The organism is Aureispira anguillae (genome assembly GCF_026000115.1).
Lineage (GTDB): Bacteria > Bacteroidota > Bacteroidia > Chitinophagales > Saprospiraceae > Aureispira > Aureispira anguillae.
The window spans coordinates 3,639,240-3,662,597 of sequence record NZ_AP026867.1; the positions used below are offsets into that span (position 1 = coordinate 3,639,240).

At 35.9% G+C, this 23,358-nt stretch carries 30 protein-coding genes; 23 read left to right on the top strand and 7 right to left on the bottom strand.

The window, feature by feature from the left end:
- Nucleotides 1-3 precede the first annotated feature (3 nt).
- The 23 genes from AsAng_RS14185 (at nt 4) to AsAng_RS14295 (ending at nt 14,377) form a co-directional block, all read left to right on the top strand.
- Nucleotides 4-1,167 carry a hypothetical protein gene (locus AsAng_RS14185; protein ID WP_264793443.1) on the top strand — a complete coding sequence of 388 codons (1,164 nt, stop codon included), beginning with the start codon at nt 4-6 and terminating at the stop codon, nt 1,165-1,167.
- A gap of 275 nt (nt 1,168-1,442) precedes the next feature.
- Nucleotides 1,443-1,673 (top strand): hypothetical protein, encoded by a 231-nt coding sequence (locus AsAng_RS14190; RefSeq protein ID WP_264793444.1) that lies wholly within the window; start codon nt 1,443-1,445, stop codon nt 1,671-1,673.
- A 189-nt stretch (nt 1,674-1,862) separates the two neighbouring features.
- Nucleotides 1,863-2,018, top strand: a complete 156-nt coding sequence (locus AsAng_RS14195) for a hypothetical protein (protein WP_264793445.1) — start codon at nt 1,863-1,865, stop codon at nt 2,016-2,018.
- A complete protein-coding gene (locus tag AsAng_RS14200; RefSeq protein ID WP_264793446.1) occupies nt 2,015-2,917 on the top strand; it encodes an LPD1 domain-containing protein in 903 nt (300 codons plus the stop codon). Before AsAng_RS14195 ends, AsAng_RS14200 begins: the two co-directional genes overlap by 4 nt.
- 29 nt (nt 2,918-2,946) lie before the next feature.
- On the top strand, nt 2,947-3,732 hold the full coding sequence (locus AsAng_RS14205) for a DNA-methyltransferase (RefSeq protein WP_264793447.1): 786 nt from the start codon (nt 2,947-2,949) through the stop codon (nt 3,730-3,732).
- A gap of 195 nt (nt 3,733-3,927) precedes the next feature.
- Nucleotides 3,928-4,194 (top strand): hypothetical protein, encoded by a 267-nt coding sequence (locus tag AsAng_RS14210; RefSeq protein WP_264793448.1) that lies wholly within the window; start codon nt 3,928-3,930, stop codon nt 4,192-4,194.
- Between the two features lie 5 nt (nt 4,195-4,199).
- Nucleotides 4,200-5,189 (top strand): hypothetical protein, encoded by a 990-nt coding sequence (locus tag AsAng_RS14215; RefSeq protein ID WP_264793449.1) that lies wholly within the window; start codon nt 4,200-4,202, stop codon nt 5,187-5,189.
- 18 nt (nt 5,190-5,207) lie between these two features.
- Nucleotides 5,208-5,897, top strand: a complete 690-nt coding sequence (locus AsAng_RS14220; protein WP_264793450.1) for a hypothetical protein — start codon at nt 5,208-5,210, stop codon at nt 5,895-5,897.
- Between the two features lie 26 nt (nt 5,898-5,923).
- Nucleotides 5,924-6,343 carry a hypothetical protein gene (locus AsAng_RS14225; RefSeq protein WP_264793451.1) on the top strand — a complete coding sequence of 140 codons (420 nt, stop codon included), beginning with the start codon at nt 5,924-5,926 and terminating at the stop codon, nt 6,341-6,343.
- 40 nt (nt 6,344-6,383) lie between these two features.
- On the top strand, nt 6,384-6,791 hold the full coding sequence (locus AsAng_RS14230) for a hypothetical protein (protein ID WP_264793452.1): 408 nt from the start codon (nt 6,384-6,386) through the stop codon (nt 6,789-6,791).
- A 23-nt stretch (nt 6,792-6,814) separates the two neighbouring features.
- The gene (locus AsAng_RS14235; protein ID WP_264793453.1) at nt 6,815-7,405 is read left to right on the top strand and encodes an N-acetylmuramoyl-L-alanine amidase; all 591 of its coding nucleotides are present in this window, start codon (nt 6,815-6,817) and stop codon (nt 7,403-7,405) included.
- Nucleotides 7,405-8,010, top strand: a complete 606-nt coding sequence (locus AsAng_RS14240; RefSeq protein WP_264793454.1) for a hypothetical protein — start codon at nt 7,405-7,407, stop codon at nt 8,008-8,010. Before AsAng_RS14235 ends, AsAng_RS14240 begins: the two co-directional genes overlap by 1 nt.
- 344 nt (nt 8,011-8,354) lie before the next feature.
- Nucleotides 8,355-8,702 carry a hypothetical protein gene (locus AsAng_RS14245; RefSeq protein WP_264793455.1) on the top strand — a complete coding sequence of 116 codons (348 nt, stop codon included), beginning with the start codon at nt 8,355-8,357 and terminating at the stop codon, nt 8,700-8,702.
- A complete protein-coding gene (locus AsAng_RS14250; RefSeq protein ID WP_264793456.1) occupies nt 8,690-9,379 on the top strand; it encodes a hypothetical protein in 690 nt (229 codons plus the stop codon). The genes AsAng_RS14245 and AsAng_RS14250 overlap by 13 nt, the downstream gene beginning before the upstream one ends.
- A gap of 145 nt (nt 9,380-9,524) precedes the next feature.
- Entirely contained in the window at nt 9,525-9,782 is a 258-nt protein-coding gene (locus AsAng_RS14255) for a hypothetical protein (RefSeq protein ID WP_264793457.1), read from the top strand.
- A 2-nt stretch (nt 9,783-9,784) separates the two neighbouring features.
- Nucleotides 9,785-10,129 carry a hypothetical protein gene (locus AsAng_RS14260; RefSeq protein ID WP_264793458.1) on the top strand — a complete coding sequence of 115 codons (345 nt, stop codon included), beginning with the start codon at nt 9,785-9,787 and terminating at the stop codon, nt 10,127-10,129.
- A complete protein-coding gene (locus AsAng_RS14265) occupies nt 10,130-10,516 on the top strand; it encodes a hypothetical protein (RefSeq protein ID WP_264793459.1) in 387 nt (128 codons plus the stop codon). It begins immediately after the preceding gene.
- Complete coding sequence (locus tag AsAng_RS14270; protein ID WP_264793460.1) at nt 10,497-11,543, top strand: hypothetical protein; 1,047 nt, start codon at nt 10,497-10,499, stop codon at nt 11,541-11,543. The genes AsAng_RS14265 and AsAng_RS14270 overlap by 20 nt, the downstream gene beginning before the upstream one ends.
- Before the next feature lie 21 nt (nt 11,544-11,564).
- A complete protein-coding gene (locus tag AsAng_RS14275) occupies nt 11,565-12,017 on the top strand; it encodes a hypothetical protein (protein ID WP_264793461.1) in 453 nt (150 codons plus the stop codon).
- A 170-nt stretch (nt 12,018-12,187) separates the two neighbouring features.
- The gene (locus AsAng_RS14280) at nt 12,188-12,448 is read left to right on the top strand and encodes a hypothetical protein (protein WP_264793462.1); all 261 of its coding nucleotides are present in this window, start codon (nt 12,188-12,190) and stop codon (nt 12,446-12,448) included.
- 1 nt (nt 12,449) lies between these two features.
- The gene (locus AsAng_RS14285) at nt 12,450-12,833 is read left to right on the top strand and encodes a peptidoglycan-binding domain-containing protein (protein WP_264793463.1); all 384 of its coding nucleotides are present in this window, start codon (nt 12,450-12,452) and stop codon (nt 12,831-12,833) included.
- Between the two features lie 261 nt (nt 12,834-13,094).
- Nucleotides 13,095-13,757: a glycosyl hydrolase 108 family protein gene (locus AsAng_RS14290; protein WP_264793464.1), complete on the top strand. Its 663-nt coding sequence runs from the start codon at nt 13,095-13,097 to the stop codon at nt 13,755-13,757.
- Nucleotides 13,754-14,377, top strand: a complete 624-nt coding sequence (locus tag AsAng_RS14295; protein ID WP_264793465.1) for a glycoside hydrolase family 19 protein — start codon at nt 13,754-13,756, stop codon at nt 14,375-14,377. The genes AsAng_RS14290 and AsAng_RS14295 overlap by 4 nt, the downstream gene beginning before the upstream one ends.
- Nucleotides 14,378-14,424: 47 nt before the next feature.
- Here the strand turns inward: AsAng_RS14295 and AsAng_RS14300 are convergent, their stop codons facing one another.
- The 7 genes from AsAng_RS14300 to AsAng_RS14330 are packed head-to-tail and all read right to left on the bottom strand — an operon-like array spanning nt 14,425 to nt 23,148.
- Nucleotides 14,425-15,363 carry a DNA/RNA non-specific endonuclease gene (locus tag AsAng_RS14300; RefSeq protein WP_264793466.1) on the bottom strand — a complete coding sequence of 313 codons (939 nt, stop codon included), beginning with the start codon at nt 15,361-15,363 and terminating at the stop codon, nt 14,425-14,427.
- Nucleotides 15,356-16,369: a S1 family peptidase gene (locus tag AsAng_RS14305; RefSeq protein ID WP_264793467.1), complete on the bottom strand. Its 1,014-nt coding sequence runs from the start codon at nt 16,367-16,369 to the stop codon at nt 15,356-15,358. Before AsAng_RS14305 ends, AsAng_RS14300 begins: the two co-directional genes overlap by 8 nt.
- Before the next feature lies 1 nt (nt 16,370).
- Nucleotides 16,371-17,546, bottom strand: a complete 1,176-nt coding sequence (locus AsAng_RS14310; RefSeq protein ID WP_264793468.1) for a hypothetical protein — start codon at nt 17,544-17,546, stop codon at nt 16,371-16,373.
- Between the two features lie 22 nt (nt 17,547-17,568).
- The gene (locus AsAng_RS14315; protein ID WP_264793469.1) at nt 17,569-20,121 is read right to left on the bottom strand and encodes a GAP1-N1 domain-containing protein; all 2,553 of its coding nucleotides are present in this window, start codon (nt 20,119-20,121) and stop codon (nt 17,569-17,571) included.
- The gene (locus tag AsAng_RS14320) at nt 20,118-20,948 is read right to left on the bottom strand and encodes a TRAFAC clade GTPase domain-containing protein (protein ID WP_264793470.1); all 831 of its coding nucleotides are present in this window, start codon (nt 20,946-20,948) and stop codon (nt 20,118-20,120) included. The genes AsAng_RS14315 and AsAng_RS14320 overlap by 4 nt, the downstream gene beginning before the upstream one ends.
- Nucleotides 20,941-21,915 (bottom strand): TRAFAC clade GTPase domain-containing protein, encoded by a 975-nt coding sequence (locus AsAng_RS14325; RefSeq protein ID WP_264793471.1) that lies wholly within the window; start codon nt 21,913-21,915, stop codon nt 20,941-20,943. The genes AsAng_RS14320 and AsAng_RS14325 overlap by 8 nt, the downstream gene beginning before the upstream one ends.
- A gap of 15 nt (nt 21,916-21,930) precedes the next feature.
- Nucleotides 21,931-23,148, bottom strand: coding sequence for a GTPase-associated system all-helical protein GASH (locus tag AsAng_RS14330; protein WP_264793472.1), 1,218 nt, complete (start codon nt 23,146-23,148; stop codon nt 21,931-21,933).
- Between the last annotated feature and the right edge of the window lie 210 nt (nt 23,149-23,358).

The window sequence follows — 23,358 nt, forward strand, 5'->3', positions numbered from 1 at the left end:
GTTATGACAACTTTTGCAGAAAACCCACACAGTAAACAACGCAAACTTAAAAATTACGCCATTTTTAATTGGTCATTAAGCAAAACCCTAGACCAGAAGTTTGAGCACAAGAACTTTGCTAGACGTTTTGCATGGGCAAACATGGCATTTCTAGGCATGGGAGCCATTGCTCAACTCGCTAGTTTAACCACCGCATTTACCATGCTCTCCTATCTTTTTATCAATATCCATTGGATGCTCCGCATTGCCTGTTCGGCTGCCTTGGTGCTAATGATCGAGGTCATTAAACGAGAATCTACTCATGATGTCATGAAAGGGTTATTCCAATACCAAGACGTTGAAAAGTTCTCGGCGTTCTTGGCCCTGGTAACCGTTGGAGCGAGTATTTTTATTTCCATTGAAGGCGCTAAGATCCTCCCTTCCCTATTGGTGGACGAGGTAAACTTTCATAGCCCTAGGCTTAAAAGCTCGCAAGGCATAGAAACCGATTTTAACAATCGAATTCTTTCTTTAGAACAGGAACGAGACAACTACAGAAAAACAAGGTTGTACCAAGGTCGATTGGCTCGAAAAGATTCCAAAGTCGTGGAACAATACAATCAAAAAATTGAAGCCACACAGACCCAAAAGGATGCTGCTCTGGCTGCCCTCCTACTCGATAACCAAGCGCTACAAGAAAAAGCTGCACAAGATTTTCAGTCCAGGAAAAATACCATGATTGTAGAACGGGAAAAGTTAGGCACACAGCTCGTTCGTGCTGCCATTGGTTTTGAGCTTTTATTTCTCCTTTCTATGTGCTTTTCTTGGTGGTATTACACCGAATGTCTTAAGGAAAAAGAGGAAAAGGCAGAAAACGCCCAAACCCCGATAAATAAAGGAAGTACTACTGCAGTACTGCAGCAGTACTACGGCGATAATTTGGAAAAAAACGCCGAACAAGCGCACGAAGCTCCCAATATTCAAAAGATTGGTTTCATTGATTATCAACAACCACAAAAACAACCGCAAAAACAGCCACAAAAAGAGGATAAAATCAAGAAGGAATACACTCGAATTTGCCCTCAGTGTGGCAATGGGTTTATTCACAAATCGCACAATCATACCTACTGCAAGCGCTCTTGTTTGATTGCTGCTAGGGAGAAAAAGTCCTCCGCTTCATCTAACTAAAAACCAAGCAGTACTGCAGTAGTACTACAGCAGTACTGCTGCAGTAAAAAAACAACTCATTATGGCTAACCAACATTATATTATCATACTGCAGCAGCTACACCAAAAACTACTGCAGAAATTACAAAAAGAACAGCTCCTTTTAACAACCATTCAAAGCAACTCTAATTTGGAGCGCTTGAACCAGGAACAAAAGATCTATGATCTTAAAATTAAAATCTCTAGTACTAAAACTTATATGCAACAACTTCAAAATCGACTAACATCTTAATTTTATGAAAAACACAATCAATTCAAACCGCATCAATCCAAGAAAAAAATTGACTCCATTATTTTGCTTATGTACTGCCTTTTTTATTCTGTTTATTTGGAATGCCTATGACATTGTAATAATAACCATTCAACAAAGTAGGATAAAGGACGAGATTCAGGATCTAAAACAAGAGAATGAAATACTCAATGAAGAAATCTTTCAACTTCAAAAAGAGCTGCAGCAAAACCGCTAAATCATAGCAGACAAAGTGCTAAAACTAAACATTTAAATTTCGTTGCTCAACCTTGTGAATGTCTCTTTTAAAAACAATCTTTTCAAATTTACGCCATTAGTTTCTAGTGGCGTTTTTTATTTGCTTGCATATAGCCTTACAATGCCTTAGTTTAGGGCTTTTACAATTATTTACAAAATTCTAATGCACATGAAAAAGCTAAAAAAAACGAGAGCTAAACTAAGACCAGGAGAAGAAGTCGTCGGCATGGCTGTCCCTGATTTTTTATTAAATCAAGAGCATCAAAAAAAACTCCGTAAGCCCAAATCAAATTCTAAAACAAAATCAAACCGCAAGCGCTCATGAAAATTATAGATACCTTACGTCCTGAGGGCGGTTCAAAGGCGGAGCAATGGTGGCAAGACCAAGGCTTTAAAATAGTTTACCAGGAATTTAGAAAAGGGGATGCCAGTCATGATCTAAAAAAGATCAAAGATATACGAGATGTATCAGAATTCTTTAAACTCAAAGGCTATCAATTTGGCAACTGGGTCACTCATGAAGATCGCTTTAATTATTTAGCAGCTCTAGCCGTTTGTTTATTTGATCTCAATCGAGTACTGCGTTTTAAAGGGCATAATTTAGGCTTAGACAAACATTTAGGCGTTGCCTTTGGGGCAAGGGGCAAAAAAGGAGCTAAAGCGCATTATGAGCCATGGTCGCACATCATCAACATGACTCGTTACAAGGAAGCGCACCGTTTTGATGAGCCATACACCAAACCAACCCGTTTTGTTATTTCAGGTGGGGTGGGGTCTTTTGCCCATGAGTATGGGCATTTCTTGGATTACTTCTTTGGTTCCAGGGTGGAAACAATCGCTAGTGCTTACTCCTTATCCAATGGTGATTCTACCAATCCTACAAGAATTCAGTATGACAAAAACAAGTACCCCATGCGCTATTTGATGGAGTCCATTTTAGAAAAGGCGTATTGGGATAGCAGCAAACGCTCTGAGTCTGCTTATGTGAGACGTATTAAGGAGCTGCTTCCTGATCGTTATTTGGATTATTTTCTAAGTAGAAATGAGATTTTTGCTCGTTTATTTGAACAGTACATTTCTTATAAACTAAAGGAATTGAAGATTAAAAATGTCTTTCTAACTAAAACCAAGTACCACACCGCTCAATATATGCTCCTTTCGGAAATAAAAACGGTCGTGCCGCTCTTTGACAAGTTATTGATTCAAATGAGAAAGCATTTTTAAATTTAAACAGGACTCTAATCTTAAAACACATGATTAACCAAATTTTTAATATGGACTGCCTAAAGGGAATGGCTGCCATTCCTACTGGCTCTATTGATATGATTTTTGCTGACTTGCCTTATGGGATGCTTAAAACCAAATACACAAAATGGGATGTAAAAATTCCTTTTGAGCCACTTTGGGAACAATACGGGCGCATCCTTAAAAAAAATGGTGTGGTAGTATTAACAGGAGTGCATCCCTTTACCAATGAAATTATCAACTCCATTCCCAAGGGCTATAAATACCGTGAATTAATTTGGTATAAAAGCAGTGGGAGTGGTTTTCTTAATGCTAAAAAACAACACCTAAAACAGCATGAAAACGTTTTGATTATTTACCGAAAAAGCCCCGTTTATCATCCGCAAAAGTACCCCATTGATCCTCGGTTTATCGCTAAAGGAAAGGCTAAAAAAACAACGCATTCCAACAAACGCAAAGCCTTTAGACTTTCCAGTGAATCTACCAATTATCAATATATTGACGATGGTACTCGTTACCCTGATTCTGTCCTGGAGTTTGGCGAATCCGTGCTCCCTGTTAAAAGTATGCACCGTAAGGGCATGCACCCAACGGAGAAGCCTGTCGATTTGGTCGCTTATTTGATCCGTTCCTTTACCAATAAAGGTGAAACGGTTTTGGATAATTGCATTGGGAGTGGGACTACTGCCGTTGCTGCTATTTTGGAGCAGCGTAATTTTATTGGCTTTGAAATGAACCAGGATTATTACCAGATGGCACAGGAGCGAGTCGCTTGCGCCTTGAAAGCGGTTTAGGCTACTTGATTTTTTCAAAGGGGAGATTGTGTTCAAACAGTCTCCCTTTTTTATTGCTTCTAATAGAACTTAGTCTAAACTACTTTCAAATATACGTCACAAAATAACCCCAGCTCAGCGCTAAAACTTCCCTTTCTAAATTTCATACAATACTTTTACAGATATAATTTATTTTGTCATAAAAAACAATACGGTATGAAAAAACAACTCCAAGGCAACGCCCAAAGCGACCAGCCACAGCCCATTGATAAAACAGAGGTTTTATCCTTAATTAGTACACAAATCAACAAACTAGAAGCCCACGAAGCTCGTATTTTAAACACTGGAATCTTTGACGATGACTTGCTCGATTTGGACGATAACCAAGCCATGAGCGATAATTTTTCTTTGGCGGCTCATGCCACTAATGCGGCCGTTATTATGGAGCTAAAGTCATTGTCCAAAAAGGTTCAAAAACTGTAAAAAAAATGGAAAACAACCTAGAAAACAACCCTCTTGATTTAGCCGAACAAATGCAGCAAGAATTTATCCAGGAACAGGAAAAAATGACGCTAGAAACTCGTTTAGAAAACGGCATAGAAACTGATTTTGAAATTGAGGTAGAAACTGCTCAGAAACTGCAAGAAACTGCGTTTACTGGCAGTACTGGCACAAAAACTGATTTTGACAGGGAGCAGAAACTGGACAGAAATAATCTAGAAACTGACGCAGAAACTGAAACAGAAACTGCCGAAAATAATTCTGACACTGCTTTTCATTTGGACGATTCAATGGACAACGATCCCATTCCAGAAACACAAGAAGATCCATTAAATGAATATGTCCAGGAAACGCCAAAAACTAACCCTGTTGAAGAGATAAAAAAGGCAACGGGTGAGAGTACTAAAAATCTCAAAAACTTGGCAGAATTGGGCGAAATTGCCTTCACCTATATTGACCTAGCCAAAGCGCAATTGTGTAGCTCCATTAGTGGGCAACACGTGGCAGAATATACCGCCGATGAAAAAGCAAAAAAAGTGTTGATTTCTGCCGTTCAGGAATATTTGAGTACACAGGAAATTAAAGCGCCTACTCCTTTAATGACTCTATTGTTAGCCGTGGGGACTTGGGCAGCGGCTGGTTTTGGTGCTGCTTTTTGGCACAAGTACCAGCTCAAGCAAATGAAACCGAGTCCAGCTCCAAGCGCTGCAGCAATTACTCAAGAAGAAAGCCTAGAAGATGAAGAACAAGAACAAGCTGCAGGCGAGCCCACTTCTGATTTTAGCCATTTGAAAGAATACCAGGACGGGCGAAAATTATTTGAGATCCACAAAACCAAAGGGACGTACAAGCGCTTGCCCAATAACACTTATTGTGCAATAGAAATTGCTCACGAAATCCCAAGTCCTGAAATCCAAACGTTAATTGACCAAGGGAAAACGAACCCTGAAATTAGAGCCATTATTTATGGCGAATAACCCTTTTAATCACCAACTATGGCCATTGATTTAAACCATCCTTTCTTTTTAGCCTATTTTGGTAAGCCACATTCGGGCAAAACTTACGATCTACAACAATTTGTCTTGCGTTGTAATCGACCTACTATTTTTGTTTACAATTCGGGTTGGGACAAAGATTGGGTGGGTTTTGAATTGATTGAATTGTGGTCCGATAAAAAAGAGCAGGAATTATACTTTTCTTACAAAGGCAAAGACTATGTATTTGAAAAGCATTTTATGAAAAAGTTTCGAGGCAAAAAGGTCAAAGCAATGATGGCAGACGAAAAACTGACCGAGCAATTGTTGTACAAACGCCTCTCCAGGCAAGGCTATGAAGGTCTATTTTTTATCATTGACGATGCCACCAATATCTTGAGCTCCACCTTAACCCAAGCACAAAAAGCTTGCTTTTATCGAGCCAAGCATGTCGGCATCTGGTTCGCCCTGGTCTTCCATGACCCAAATATGTTTCCCAATGGTGCTTGGGGTGCCTTAACCAAAGCCAAGTTCTTTAAAAACAACGTAGCTCCACCCATGCACAAAAGTAAAATTATTCCACATTTTAGAAAATTACTCAAAGCCTATCAGACGCTCAAAGATGCTCCTAAGTACAGTTATTGTACCTTGATTATGGATTCAGGCGAGCTGTCTTATACGCCTTTTTACGCTAACAAAAAGAAAAAATAACTATGTTGTTAAAATCGTTAATCAAAATGAATCTGCCCACGCTGCAGCAAAACCTCAGTAACATAATCGAGGATCTATTAACCGACGTGGCAGATAAGAATCAATTAAATCCTTTTGATTTGAGTTTAACCCTTTCAAGAATTGGGGAGCAAGCCATTGGTAAAGTCTATACACCCGATAAAATTTGTATTCACGAATTAAAAGCGGCTCAAATGTTGGAAGATATTTTTCATCTACAACTCCAAACCGTTCCAACCATGTTACAAAATTTGGTACATCAACAAATTAAAGGCATCAACATTCAAGATTTTATCCTAAAAGCCTTGAGTAATTTTAGCCTCATGATGCGTTATAATTCTAACTTTGAATTAGAATTTTTCAAAATTGATAAAGAAGGGACTCAGCCTATTGATATAGATGAGTTTTTTGCTACTTTAGCCATTTAATCGTTCGTTTTAATCTATTTTAAATACACAATTTATTCTTATGAATCGTCAAGCATCCAACTTGACCATTCATCCACCCATCTCCTCAAAATTACTCGGTCGCTATCGCAAACAAAAAGGCGTTTATGTGATCCGAATTAAAGACCAGGTTATCTACATTGGTATTTCTACAAACATCTATGGTGCTGCTTTACGGCTCTTTCAAAAAGGGGGCATTTTAAGCCATATTCCAGTCGAAAAAGTGAGCTTTGAAATCATTTTTTCTACCCTGCGTAGATCCTCTATTGAAATGGTGCTCAAACGTCATTTTAAGCCCGTCTACAATTACATTGCTCAAGAACCAAACTCTTATACTTCCTATGAAAAAAAGCAGATTAAGCGCATTAAAGATACCTACCTAAAACAAAGCCGATTTTCTAACCTAGGAGAGCATCAATCCGATTCTTAATTTTTAACCAAAACAACCAAACCATGTACCCAATACCGATTATCAGTAATGGTCATGGTGGTATGATTGGCTCCATTTACCAAACCAAGGGCAAACGCTCGCCAATTTGGTCAGATGGAGCTGTTCTTTATGAAGGAGAATGCAATCGTGCCATCAAAAACCGTGTGATCGAATTGCTCCATTTTAAGGGCATTCCCTATTATGATTTAGTCCCAGAGCAGCACGATTTAAACCGCAAAACTAGGGTCGCCCGTGCCAATCGCTTTCACCGCCAACACAAAAAAACATTCTTGATTGATCTACATTCTAATGCAGGTGGTGGAGAAGGTTCAGAAGTTTTTGTCGCCCACAATGCCAGCAGCTCCAGCTTGAGCTTAGCAGCCTGGACAAAGTTCTTATTTATTCGACATTTTCCCGAAAGTACCTTTCGAGGCATCAAACGAGAAAACTATGATCTGCTCCATCTCACCGCTATGCCTGCCATTCTATTGGAAAATTTCTTTATGGACACTGAGCTAGAATGTAGAACCTATTTAATGACCCCAAAAGGACGAGATCGTATTGCTGCTTATGTTGTAGCTATTATTGAAGCCTATATAAAATTTCACAGTTGATGAAAGATAATTTTCAATTTGCGTTGATTTTGGGCCTGTTTGCTTATCTCATTTTTCTGCAGCAATGCAAGCAAGGTGCTAGCTCCAACCATAACCAACCATTCAAAGCAGATACCACCATTATTATAGATACCATTTTGCCTGCTCCTGTTGTTGTGCAGCTCCCTAGGCTGCCCATCCCTGAGCCTAGGATTGTTTATATTGATTCTTCTAAGAATATTATCCCTTCAAATGCTATTGATACTACTCAGCACCTTGTAACAAAATTGTATAAAGACAGCTTAGAAGATGAAAACTTAACCCTCTATTATGAGTCTTTAGTCCAGGGCGAGCTGCTTAAAAATAAGTTGGATTATAAACTCAAGATTCCAAAGTTGGTTACCAAAACCGTTCAAATTAATACGCCCGTTCCTGTTCCTAGCAATGGGCTGTTTTTGAATGCTGGTGTTGGGGGGAATATCCATTCCTTTTCTAGTTTGACCGTCGGTTTGCAATTTGTCAGCAAGAAAGGTTGGGCGCTTGGCTATGATTACGATCTTTTACAACAAGCCCACCAAATCAAGCTCGGAGTCCGAATTTTTCCCTTTTCAAAGCGCAAAAAATGAACGAAGCGTAATTTTAGACGTAATTTTTTTGGCGGTGGGCGCTCTAGCTCTTTGGTAGCAATAGATACACCTCTGTTTGGGATTAAAAAACCAATCCAAATTCCATTAAAATTACGCCTCTTTTTCGCTCGAAACACCCTTTCAAATTAGGTTTTTTACCATATTTTGCGCCATCTTTGTAAGGTCAAATACAAGAAAACTAACCCCCTTAAACCTTGTCTTTATTATGCTAATCCCCACAGAATCCAAACACATCATTGAGATTAAACCCGACTATCTTGGTGTGGGTGTTATTGGTTTGGTGGTCTTGCTTATTCTCGTTATCAACAAAAAATTACTCTAACATGAAAGAACTCGTCAAAGCTTTTTTTAGCTGGATCTTAGGGCTTTTTAATGTTGGGGTTTATTGCGCTGATGGCGTGGATAGTTTGATCCAACATTTAAACTTTCTTGGGCTCCAACACCAAGCCAATGAAATTGTCCGTTTGTACCAATTACTCGAACACCAAAGCCAAATGCTTTTGGTCTTAGATGGGCTCCGAACGGGTTTAATGCTCCTTTCTTTGATCTTTCTTTTTATCATCAATTTCCAGGTCTTTAAATCTGCCTTCTATTGGTGTAAAAGCAACATCAAATCCCTTCCTTTTTTCTTTAAACAACTCAAAACTAAATTCAAAAAATGGCTAATGTAAAACGTATTTACGCCCCTTTTACTACCGACCTATGTATGGCTACTCCTTGGGCTTATGTGGATAGCAAATTATCATACCGCCCTTTGACTCCTGGTACTGTTGAACAGGAATTAATCACCGACGTTCAAAAAGCGGGCGGTATTGTTGACCACAACTATTCTATCCTCGCTCAAAGCAAAGAAATGGCAGAGCAAGGGCAATTGGAATTAACCCTTATGTTATCCGATGAAAAAGATGCAGAAGGCAATTTTAGATACCAAGCTAAGGAGATGGTGCGTGTTGGTATTAATCGCCAAAGCATGGACATTTTCCCCTCTGATCCTAGCTTTCCTACAGGTTTAGTCGTTGGCGGCACCTTTGGCGAGGAAACCTTGGATATTATTGCCCGTTTAGCTCGTGAGGGCAAATCCTTAACCATTAACGGCATGCACATTGATGCCGATGATGACAAGCATTTTACTGCTAAAATGATCGAGCGTCAATTCAAACACGACGGCTCCAGCTTGGGCGATAAAAATATTTTGTACCCTAAATCTTTGGCTAGTGATGAACAGACTACCATCCGTGTTATTGCGGACATCAATGTTAAACTAGATGGGTTTGGTTACTTAGAAATTCCTATTTATAGAGGCATTGGTGCCAACCTAACACTAGATACTACCTTCGCTAGATCTTAGACCGCCCCACGATCCATAACTCCTCCCTAAACCTTATAAGCCAAGTACTTCATTATGTCCTCGCCCAATACTTTATTTTAAATCTTTCCTTCTAAATAAATGAAGTATTCCATAATAACTACTTGGCTTTTTTAACCCTTTTGTTATGACAGGTTCCTTTTTTGATACCATCTCTACTGGAGATATTGGCATCTTGGATGGTGGATTAAACATTGGAAACCATGGCATGACCAACAAAGATTTAAAGGTCATCTTTGGCTCCCTTGCTCAATCCGAACAAGCCCAAGCTAGTCAACAAATTGAAGAACGTAAACGACGAGATCAACTCCTTATTATTAGTGCCTCTGTTGTCGTTTTGATTCTTATTCTTATCCTTATTTTCTTTTACCACAAACAACCCTAACCATGAGCCTAGGTACCCTTTCTGAAACTCGTACGCTTCCGCTTGAAGCCCAAAATAGGTCTGTAGATCCTTTACCGACTGCACCTGTTGTTCCTGCTGTCCAAAAAGATTTGGTGCTCCCCAATACCACCACTCCCACGGCAACGCCTGACACTGGTTTAATTACCAAACCACAACCCACCACCGAGCCGATGGTGGTCGTTACTACCACGACTACTGATCCAACCACCAAACCCAAACCTTGTGGCTATTGCACCGCCAAAAGCATTACTGGTTTAGCTTTTCAAATTAGTGTGGTGATTCTTGTGTTAGCCGTTTCTTTTAACCTTGTAAAAAAAGCTCAATAAATGGCTTGCGATGATCCAGATGCGCCCCTCTTCTTTGCCTGTCATTTAGAGGGGGAAGGCACTGTCAGTGAAGACAGAAACAAATCCAATACTAATACCACCACCACAACAAACACCACAACCAATACAAACAATGGTGGTAGTTCAGACAAAAATCCTCAAAATGTTGGCAATATTATCAATGCTGGTGCCAACGGTTTGGATAGTATTACAGGCTTTATCAATTCCTTAACGGGTAAATCTACTACTCCCAGTACGACTTATATCACCAATCCCAACCCACCAAAACCCAAGGTTTCCCCCTGGTTAATTGGCGGCGCTATTGGGGGAGTCGTTTTATTAATCACCCTATTAATCGTTCTCAAAAATGGACAATCCAACCAATAAGCTCAAAACCCCTTTGTTAATTTTAGGGATCTTGATTATTCTCGGTGGGGGTGGTTTTGCCATTTGGAAAGTCACCCGACCCAAAGATCAAGACGAAGAAAAGCCCCAGGAAAAACAAGAAGACCGTCAACAACCTGTTATTACAGGTCGAAAAAATGTCTCCACCCAAAACCCTGGACTTACTCAGGATCAAGTTAAGTTTCTTTTTGCCAATAATAATTCCAGCTTTAATAGTGGAAATACAGGCAATGAACCACCACCTCAACAAACCAAGCCTTTATACATCAAAGGCATCAAGGCAAAGGCGTTGATTACTGCCAAAGCAGAACACCTGCAGTCTAAGCCTGCTATCATGGATATTATTCGTGCCAAATACGACATTGGTAAGGAGTTGATTAACTTCAACAACGATACCCAAAAAGCCATTGATACCTTGTTTGGAAAAGTTTCGGGCGTTGACTTGACTTCTGATCCTGCCAAACGTTATTTGACCTTCCCCATTTATGGCAAACACGAATCTCAGGGGCCCGCTCTTAGGCACGATTTGCAAAAGTTGTTGGATAGAGGGTGGCAAGGCTTAAATTTGAGCAACAAACGAGATACCACTATGCCTTGGTGGTTGCCTTCTATTCAGTTGAATTTGTTGCTAGGCACCACCGTATCGAGTACCATTAGTGCTGACCACATTTGGTTCTATTGGGCACAGCGTAACGAAATGGACTTTTTCAAAGGCTTTAACGGCCATTGGGTGGACGATCGCTGGCTCGTCAAAATAAACGACAATGGAAAGCCTGCCTATGTTGCTGGTAATCTTTACACCTTTGTTCAGCGTTGGGTCGAAGCTATTGACCAGCTCAACAAGGTCACCGAATGGGAAGCCATCCGAACCCTTTCCGCTCCTGTGGAAAACGGGGGCGACGGGTGGGTCTTTACTTATATTGATCCTGATACGGGCAACGACCACGAGGATAATTACGATCCTAAAGACAGCAGCACCAACGATGCCATTGATTTGATTTTAAACTAATCCTAAGTTCTTACTACAACCATGAAAAACAAACCCCAAATCAACAACCATCATTTGTTGTTGGGTGCTGGTTTAGTCCTTGTTTTGATCCTTGTTTTTGTCTTTGGTAAACACTTTAAAAAAGACAATACCGAGCAAAAGAATATTGATGTAAAAGTCAATATTAAGGATCAAAACGGACAAACTATTGCCTACGATCCCAACCCCTTGCTCATTCGATTAAACAAAGGATTAACCACTCGTTATTACTTTGATTTTTCTGAGCGTTGTAATCCCATCAAGGAGCTGTACAATTTGGATGCTGCCCGTTTTATGGCAGCAGTCAAAGCCTACAAATCCAAGTACAACGAGGATATTACTACCCACATGAAAGCCTGTTATGCCAATTGTAAAACTACAGGTACTTACAATGGTGAAAACTACTTTGATTTGATTTATCAACGTATTGCTGCCCTTAGAGATGTTATTGTTTAGTTAGATCTTAGAGCGTTGGCTCTTTTAGATCGCTTTGCTGTTAGATTTTAGATCCTATTAAACTACAATTAGGATCTAAAATCTAAGTTCTAAAAGTGAAGCGATCTAAGCTCCAAGAACATCAATCAAATCTTAAAATATCCCTTCGTTCAATCCCTAAAAAACAAACCATGTTGGAAAAACACAAATACAAAATCTTAGTTACTATTCTTGCTTTTATCATTTTGGGCGGTGGTGCTGTCTACTTTATTAAAAAGCAAAAGGCAAAGAAAAAAGCAGAGCAAGAAGCTTTGGCACTGGAAGAAAAGAAAAAGAAAATTGCTCCTAAGAAAAACGATTTGCCCACGGAAACCCCTCAAGCAAAAACGACCGTTGAACAAACTCCCGACCTGCAAGTAGCTGGTGCTGGTGAGGTTAAAACTCGCTCTTAACATGAAAGATAAACTCAACCAATACCAAAAGCCGCTCATTGCGGCTGGGCTATTGGGGCTGCTCCTGGTCTTGTACTTTTATCGTCATAAAATCTTTGCTGGATTACCTGGTAAAACATCCCCTACTCCTGCCATTAATAATGGCTCCAATTCCACTACAAGCACCAGCACCGACCCCATTCTAAAAATGGGCAGTAGAGGGGAAAACGTTAAAAAGCTCCAAAAGCTGCTCAACGATACCCATAAAAAGCACACCCCGACTTTTATTCCCTTGTTGGTTGAGGATGGTGTTTTTGGTACTAAAACCGAGCAAATGCTATTCAAGTACACCAATCAAAAAAGCATCACCCTAACCCAACTTATTGCTAAACTAGCCCAATCCTAAATTAACCCTGAACCCATGTTTTTATTAATTCCATTCTTTTTAGGCGCTGGGGGAACTGGCTATTGGTGGTGGTCGAGCGAGCAGAAAAAAGAACCTACCTTTATGCAGGATCTACTAACCATCTTAAAGCCCATTTTGCTCGTATTAATCGTGCTTTTATTCTTGCGTTGGCTCTATGTCAAGTCCAGCCCTGCAGCTCAAGCTCCTAGTGCTTGAGCTGCTGCTTTTCAACCTCCTAAACAGACCTTAAACCCTCTTTCTATGGCTAGTTTTAACAGTTGGATGCTACCCTCCAAACGCCGTTGGCGTAGAATCGTTGCAGGTTACCAGGACTTGTACAACGACAAGGGCAATTGGTCGAGCAATCAAGTCGGCGTGGGCGCTCTCATTGGTACCAACCGAAGCATTGCTGCGCCAACCCTTATTGCTTGGCGTGGCCGCATGGTCTCTAAGGCTGAAATGCAAGCCTTGACCATTTCAGAAGCCATGCAAATCTATAAACTTAAGTATTGGGATAAGATCCAGGGCGACTCCATCCAGAGCCAAGCTATTGCGGATCTATTAGCCGATATGAAAAGCTCCGCTGGCGGTAATGCCATTAAAGAAATGCAAGGCACTCTAAATGATTTTGGAGAGCAGCTCTCCATTGATGGGGCTTTTGGCCAAGCTTCTCTGCAGGCGCTCAATCGGCAAATTGGACGTAGAGGGCAAGCTCCCATTTTTAATGCTTTTAGGGAGCGAATGATTGCCTATTATTTACGCATCAATAGCCCTTATCAAAAACAATTAATTGATTCTTTGAATCAAGATTATCCTCCCCTTAAATCTTCCTGGACTTCTACAGCTATTACCCTTGGTGTTGTTGCTGCAGCGGTCTTACTAACAGGCTATGGAATTTATCACTATCAATTGAACCACTCATGAAAAATATTAACTTAGAAAACCCTTATGTTAAATGGATCGGGGGCACTTTTTTGCTCGTTTTGTTTATTCTTTTAGTCCTTATAATGCGACTTAAGCTCGCTCAGGATAGAGCCATTCAAGCTTGTACAAAAGCCTTTGGCTCCATGGACGACGTGCAAAAGGATGCTATTCGCCAAATTGTGGCTGCCTTTCACCGATACGGTGATGGTGATCCCAATAAACTGGCGTATATCTTGGCAACCGCTTGGCATGAAAGCAGCCTTCGACCCATTCAGGAACGACAAGCAGCCCCCAATCAAACCGACCTCTACAACAAACAAGCTCGCTATTGGCATACGGGCTATTATGGGCGTGGTTTTGTCCAATTAACCTGGAAAGAAAACTATCAAAAAATGTCAACTGCTCTAGGGCTGGACTTAGTGGCTCGCCCTGAGCTGGCACTGCATCCTACTTATGCCGCTCGTATTTTGGTTTATGGCATGATGAATGGTTCTTTCACGGGTATTCCCTTGAGTAAATTTATCAATCCACAACAGCAGGATTTTTACCAGGCTCGGCTGGTCGTTAATGGACTCGATCGGGCGGAGCGGATTGAGCAATATGCTCAGTTCTTGGTGTAGACTTTTTATTCCCCTAAGTTAGCTTGTTAAGTTGAGCAACAATGCTCCTACAAAACTAAATTCAGTATTGAATAATCCTCTGTCATGGAACTTTCTAGTTCCGAGTCAACATCTATTTGATTTAATACTAACTTAATATTTCTATCATCTTCATAAGAATCTATTGCATCAGAAAATTTCAAACCTGTTATGTTCTCTATTAAGTTAATATTAACTTGATAAGTTTCTGCATCATCGAACTGCATAAACAATTCAGAGTCATCAGAATCATTTTCTAATTCTTCTACAATATTATTATCGATTAGTAATCTATTCTGACTCATAAGAAATCCGACTCTATATAGCTTCCCGTCCGACTTTGGGAAAATAATAACTTTCCAAAATAATATAGGTAGTTGAATTGATTCGCCTTTAATAGCAGTTACAAAATATGGATCTGAATCACTTAATACTGGTCCCGTAAAAACAGAGATCCTCAATTTATTAGAATTTGTTTCCTTATATAGAATATAATCTTCTAATTTTTTCCATATCCTTTGATTCAAGCGAGAATGTTGAGGAACGGCATTAGAATAGAAATATGTTGTATCTGATGCTGCACGTACAAAACCATTATCTCCTCCCCATTGAACATCTTCTCTTTTTGTCATATGTCCTTTGTCAAAATTACTCATTTCCGCTTTATATAATTCCCTTCCCCACTGAAATTTACGAAACCTAGGATCCTTTTTCCAACAATCTTTTCTTGGTATTTTCACAAATGAATCTCCGTCTATATTTGATGCAGAATAATAAGCAAACTTTCTAGAAGATGACAAAACAACACTATAATTAATATAATCAATTATACCTGTTTCATTATTATTAGGTATAAAAATATCTTCCTTTAAAAAAAATTCTATTGTTGGTAAATTGACAGGCATCTCCGAAGAGATAAAACATGGATCATACCCATTATACAAATTAATATTCCCTATTTTACTCATGTACTTCTTTTAAAAACTTTATAATATTATTTATCAAAATACCTTCATTTCTATATTTGGCATATTGTAGTTTTGGTTCATTTATTTTTCCTTTTGCGCCGCTGTGGTGCAAAGCTACTACTTCCCAATCAGAATTAAATACAGGAGCCCCTGAGGAGCCTTTCATTGTATCAGTTAGATATTGAACAAGCCGATCTGTAGTATTTGTTACAATGTTATGATATAATGCTATTTGTTTCATTTGGCCTCCTGGATGTTGTATAATATTAACAAAGTCATTTTTATCAATATTAATTTCTTTCAACTGTATAAACCCGAAATCATTTAACTCATTATCACCTGTTAATTTACAAATAGTTACATCAAGCTCAGAAACAGGAGAAGTATACCATGGTCCATTAGAATCTATTAAGAAACTTTTTGAAGCCTTAGTATTACCATCTATATCTTCTTCAAAATCGAAAATTACTTTAGACCTTTCTATTACACTCTTATTTTTTAACACATGATTATTTGTCATGAAAAACAAATCTTCTATTCCCTCTACCTTAAATAAAAATCCTGTACCTACGTCTCTTTTTCTTCCTTTTTTTATTTCAATTTTGGCAACAGCTCTACTTATATTAACTCCTTTAGCAAGAAAATTAATTGGTAGTAATGTATTAAAACCTTCAATGGTTAATTTTTCTAATGTATCATCATCTACACCTGCCCATCTTAATATTTTTGGACCAAAAGAATAATCAATTTCATCTATATCCTTTGCAGATAATAGATAAGGATTTTTAGGATATTTTTCAAGTACAGCCTCTATCAAATGATCAATCCGCTTTTGTTTTTTTGCTTCATCAATAACACTACACCATATATCTTGAGCTGTACCATTAAAATTAACCATTGAAGGTTTTAATCCAGCAGCATTCACAAATTTAGGTATACTATCAGGTATAGGTACTAAATCACTCAATGTATCATTTAATTGAGTTAATCTCCTAGTCCATTCCATGTTATATTTTATTTAAAATTTCAGAATATTCATTACATATTCTATCAATTAAATTTTCTATCTTATTATTTTCAACACAATAATTTATTAATTGTCCAGACATCAAAGCTCCTTTATCTTCCTTAAAAATAGAGTCACTGATACCAATGTTTTTTGCTAGTCTTCTTATAGAGTTACTGTTAGAATAATAAGTTGGTAAAATTTTAATTATTTTGTCTAAAATTGCTCCATCAAACATTGTCTCTCTAACTTTTTCATATAATAATCCTATTTGTGCTAATTCTGAAGCATCTTTCATCTCTGAAGGGAAATTGTAAGTAGATTCAAAAATTGGATTGACCATATCAGGATTAATAATGTATTTGCCTTTTCTACCTTTTTCTTTACTATAATTAGTAAAAAAAGAATCTAATTCCGATCTTCTATTATTTACTTTATTATCAATAGACAAATAAACAAAATCATACAATAATGCATCATTATGCTGATACTCCATAATAGAAAAAGGATGATAGACTATAGGTACTCCCCTTCGTAAAACTTCTATTTGGGATGGATCATTAACGACAAGGTAATTTCTTGGAATATCTTTTGTCGACGCAAAATTTTTAGACCAAGATCTGTTATATGGTTGCCACCTTGCTCCTATAATATCAACGACATCTCCTTCCTTTAAATTATAATAATCAATAACATCTGGGAAAATTAGAATAGGGATTCCAAGTGATGCATTTCCACTTGAGCTTACCGAAATCAGCCTTTTCCCATCATCATCAGGAGGCAAATGAATTGTTCCTACTCCACCTACGACTTTCATTGACTTTCCTATTGGTCTATATTCTACAAAATCCTTACTTTTCTTAACTATATGTTTTCCAGCTCTTTGCCTAAGTTTTCTTGAACTATCAGTCCAATACAATCCTGGCACTCTAGCAACCCAATCACAAATAGCAAATCTCCGCAAAGTGATTTTTTTATTCCTATATTCACTCTCATTTGCCATAATTTGTTCCCAGAAACGATCTTCTAAAATAAACTGATTAGAGGAACTATATTCTTCTGTTTCTTCTTCTATAAGATTTTCTTCTAGTACTTCTTTCTCTGAAGGAGTATCTACTATAGAGTAATTTTCAAGAGACTCAATTATTTTTGTTCCTTTTAATACATTATTTAACATTTTTTCCAAATTAATAGGGTTATTAAAGGTATTCTTTCCTTAGATTATTTATGATATTAACTTTATCATTATTTTTGTAATCCTTTTTCATTTGTTCTAATAATGATTCTATAGTAATGTTAGGGTACTTCTTATTTTTTAAATTTGTTAAAGCATCTTCCCAAGCATCTCTGGTCGTTCCACTAATAAGTAAATCTGCTTCATCTCCTCCTGCCTTTTTCCATAGTGTTGATAGTTTTAGAGGAGTAGGGTAAAGCATTGTAAATACTTCTTCTGTAGCTTTCCACCATTCATTTTCATCCATAGAAATAGGATTAAGGAGATTTAAATATACAAGAGAGTAATAATACCACATATCTAGCAATTCTGCACATTCAGTTATTACGTATCTCCAATTGTTATTTAGACTTAGGGAATTCTTTCTTAACTTCTTGTATACAACATATGCAGCTTTTTTATTTTTTGTTCTTTTTATAAACTCTCCCAAATCAATTGCATCTATAGAATTCAAATTGTACTTATAATCTTCTAAATAGGAAACTAGTTTATCCTTAAGAATGAAGGGAAATTTCTTAAATAGAGGCAGTACAATACTTATATTTTTTGTATTGTTTTTTAAATACTCTTTTACTCCAATTTTTTTTATATACTCCAATAACAAACCATCATCTGGGAATTTCAATGACGGATTAGCATTTAAAGCCTCAAACCACCCTATTGCTGTTTCACGCAAAAATTTAGATCTTTCATAATGAGGTAGTTTTTCTAAAAAAGTTTCTCTCTTAGTATAATCAAGTAGGTTAATATATTTAGATTCTTTTATTATATTCACCAGTGTTGGTTTCATTGAATCTAAACTGATCAAAAAATCAAATAAATCAAATATTTTTTCTTTTGGATTCTTAAAGCCATCATCTATACTATTACCAATACCTATTGAATAAAGCCATATCTCTCTCCAGATAGAATTGTTAAATTCAATTTTTTCTAATAAATTAGGTGATTCAAAACAAAGTTTTCCTGAAATTCTAATCAACCTATCGTCTTTATTATTAATAGTAAATTCTAAAATTTCTTGAGGCTTCATTTTTTTTAGAATTAATTCTAGCCCCTTAATAGAAGTTTTTTCTTCATATACAATCTGTTGGAGTAATGCCTCTTTTGGAGAATGTTGAATTAACAACATCTTTGCATGAAATTTATACCATTTTCTTTCTCTAGAAAACAATATAAACTCAGATAGCACACTTTCAGTAATATTAGAGGAAACTGCTTTTATAAAGAAATCTTCAGATGATTCGGAATTTTCTACCTTCCCTAACAAATCTTTAAAGATTTCAACATCAGATTCTAACCAATGTAAAATAACTCTTGCATGATCTAAAGTAATTTTAGATAAGAATTCAGATATACTTTTGTATACAAATTCTCCCCACCAATCAAGTTCAGATTCTTGTAAATGTTTTATGATTTTTGAAAAATTATTCTTTTTAGTTTCGCTTACTGAAAAAAGATTATTTTGAAGCCATTTTTTTATAGATACCTTTAAGGCTTCTTCACTTTCATTAAAACTATTTATTTTAAAATGTTTAATAATTAACAAACTAGAGCTATTTCCCTTCTTTAGTAATAAACAAATAGCTTCAACTAGTTTCTTTTTAAACTCTACTCCTTTCTCTTTACTAGGTGAATATTTAGCAACTACTTGCGAAAGAGTATTTAGTTTCTTTAAATCTGTTTCCTCTAAATAGTTTTCAAACGTACTGAGAATTACAGCAACTGTATTTATATCTTCTCTATTAAAAAAAGGTATTCCTATAGCATTTTTAAATAGACGAATTTTTCTTTTTATACCTTCATCACCCGCTAATAATTTTTCTAAAACTCCAGTTAAAGTATAAGCATCATGGATCCTTACAACACAAAAATCTTTACGTAAGAACTTACTTTCAATATTTTTAGGTATTGTTATAAAATTAATCTTGTCTATTGAAATTGCATCTGAATTAAAGTTAATTCCAAAATTCAAATTGTATTTATCTTCTATTGTTAGAATTTTCCAAAAACGAGACACTGCCATTTCAAAATTTTCTTTACCAACCCAAATTATTGTGTTTTGATAGTTAGATAAGTTATTATACCCATTAATAACTTTATTAAATCTAAGATTCAAACTCTCAGGAAAAACAATCTTGCTTTCTACTTCATTTAAATCCAATTGAATTGGTTTAATAACTAAATTTTTATTAATTTCATTTGGTAAGTATTTAAACAACAAACTAATGTCATATATTAATTCTATATCTTTTTTTTGAATAATTAATACATGCGAAAATTTTCTACCTGGTCTAACCTCTAAAGATTCATCTGAAAAAGTTTTCATCAGTAAAAAAAAATCACCTTGCAAAAAACCTCGTATTGTTGGATTCAAAGGTACATTACCCGTTTGGTCTGGTAAATCTGCTTTAAAAGCTATACTATCAGCCAAAAAGAGATCTACTAGTGTTGTTTTTAACGAACCCCACGCCTTATTATACTCTCCACATAAAGATTGATGTATTGTTATTATACTCACTCTAATACTTCTATTAATAGTTCTGTAATGTCTTTATTTTTTTGACCATTTTCTTTTATATAAAAGCCAAAACTTTCAGCTCCTTCTATTTCGTATTTTTCCTTATTTTCTAGTTCACTTAAAGAACAACCTAAAGCTGATAATCCTAGTACTTTTAAACGACTTTGATCCCAATTAGTTTCTATAAAGTTAAGTAATAAAGGTACGCTTTCTTTGAGTTCATCAATAGGAGTTTTTTCCGTATTTAACTCATCCCAACAAGTTAAAACTATCGCTAGCTTAACTTTTGACATTTTAAAATGATAATCATGCTCTTTATGATGTAATATTATTTGCATTAATTCAATCAAAGAGGATTGATCCGATATAAAATAAGAATCTTCTTCTGTTATTTCCCTATCTTTTCTATGATTTTCCGTCATTGTCAAATGGCTTAAATCTGTAGCTTTATTAAGACTAGAAAGCCGAATAAAAAACATCCAATTATTACTAGATTTTATTGCTCTTATCCATGCTCTATTAACAGTTCTTGTTGAAACAATCTTATTTACTTGTTCTCCACCATAATCTGGACAAACTAAATCAAAATTTTCATCACCAAAATTAATTGGCAATTTCATTTGAATATTTTTTTCTGTGGGTGTTGCTTCTGGTTCATTTCCCATAGCAAGAGCAGCTTTATCATCAATAATTGGTGATAAATCATCTATTCCTTTCTCATCTAATTTTAACTTACTTTTTCTTTGACGTAATTTAGAATATAGCTGAGTTACAAAAACTGTTTTTGAAGAATCTGGTTTACCTATTATTAATAGTTGTTTAGTCATTACCTTTATAATTAAGAAATAAATCATTTTTATCTACTCTATCTACGAGAAGCTTTGTACTTGATGTTTTTTCGATTCGCTCCAATAACCAATCAACGACAGCAATATTATTTTTATGCACTACCTCATCAGGATCTTCCTTAGAAAAGTTACTTATATCTATCTCTATATAATTGTATTGGCTAAATTGGTCATTTAGCTCATCCTCTAAAGATTCTTTTATTCTAGGATGTACATCATCTTTCTTATCTGATTTTGACCAAACTGCAACAAGAGGTCGATTTCCTAAATTTCTTTTCAAGTTTTCAGCTAAATCAATAATTTCTATCTTAGCTAAATTTTTGCGTTTAATTAAATCTTCACAATCAATAAATAAAATGAAAGCATCTGAATTTAGATATATTTTTTGTGCATTCTCTGCATTTTCTGCATTACGTTTTTTAGCCCACCACGTGAAGACTTCACCAGAAGCATCTGAAAAAAGAATGTCTTTTAATTGACCTTTGTTCTTATCTTTTAAAGCTATATGAAGTAATCTATGATACTCAGATGGAGTAGGGTTAGGAAAAGCAACCTTATTCTGTTGAATATTAAGCGTATGGTATAACCTATCCCAAGCAATAATTGTTTGGGTTCCAGCAAATTCAAATTTACGAAATTTTTCACCTCTGAGTAATAATGTATAAAGCATAGCTAAAAAGGTTGTTTTACCAGCATTAGCTTTACCTATAATGCCAATGAAATAAGGACTACTCCTTCTACTTATTACATCTATTTGATCATATAAAAACGCTTCTCCCGTCCAAGGTAAATCAGTCTTTCGTTTTCGAACAACCTTATTTTCTTTATTTTCTTTTCTAGGGTTATTTTTTAGCCAATGATCACATTTATTTTTATAGTCTTTTTTTATATCATGACAATCAACTGCAGGTGCAGCACAATTAGGATTTGAGCATGTATTCTCCATTTTGTCTTTATTTTATTACAATTTTAATGCTTGTATATCATGAAAAATCCATTTAGTCAATTCTGACAATTCTATTTCTACTTCTCCTGAAATGCCAACAATTTCTTCAATTTGATTAGGTTTATATTTATCCCAAAGTATCCCTTTAACAAAATCAAGAAGAGAGCCTCTTGATACTTCTAATCCAGATTCAGGAAATAACGATTTAAGGTTTATTGCAGATTCTTTTAACTCTTTCATAAAATCTAATATTTTTATTTTAGAGCTTGGTCTATTTAAACTATTATGCGTTTCTCTTAAAAAGAAATCAACACTTGTAGGAAAAATAGTAGGAATGAAGTCAGAATAATCTTTAGCTAATAACAACTGTAAAACGCCATCATTTTGACCTCTATAACTGTTATTTATTGAAGTTGAATAACAAGCTTCTTTCCACCACAATAATTGTGTTCTAAGTGTTTTTCTATGTCTAGAAATATCTGTATTTAATTTTGATAGTAATTTATTTACTGCTTCTTGAAACTCTGTTTGATTAGCTAGAAGTTCATTATGTTGTTTAGTAAAAGCTTCATTAATTAAATCCGCAATAGTTTCACTAGATTTTTCAGAAAAAAATGTTGCCCAAACAGCATTATTCGCAGCTGGTATCTGTGGATTTTCTCCATCTTCTGAATGTCCAGTATGAATTGATGCAGCCTTTAAACCACTCAATAATTCTTCTTCATTAATCTGAATCTTAGATAAATTTTTAATTTCAACTACTAACCTATATATTTCATCATCTGCAGGCAAGGACCATTTCTTAACGGCTTCTTCTTCTGTCCTTTTCCCTAAGCCTAAAAGAAAATTATTAGTTAACTTTCTTTCTTTTTCTTTAAGTTCAAAATATTGCTGAATATTCCTTCCTGATAACCAAATAAGGGAAGCTATATCAATCTCTTTTCCAAGATTTTTAAGTGCTTCTAACATCACAACTCGAATATAAGTTATAGGAGTATCGTGTGTGTGTGCAATAAATGTATTCCAGTGCTTTACTATTACTTTTTTTGTTTCTTCTACATTAAGATTGTCAGGAGGCACATTAGGATCTAGAGCTGTTGATACATAAGATATTATCTTCGTATTACTTTTTTTTATTCTTTTCGCTAAATCAACAGCTGACTTTTTAAGCTTCTCAAAATGGGTATCTTCCTTTATTGAAAGTAAACCACTATTCATAAATTCTTCCAACATGAGTATTTATAATTTGTATTATTCAGATATTCAATTTATTTCTTCAAAAAATAATTTCTTGAGTTGTTTTAGTTTTAATTGCTACTATTGCTGTGTTCCTGTTATAATTACACTACATTCTGTTCAGTAATGTAAGAGTCAATTTCGAAACTCTCTTAATTCATCTGCTTAAGTTTTAAGAGTTTTTTCATAAAAAACAATTACAAAACA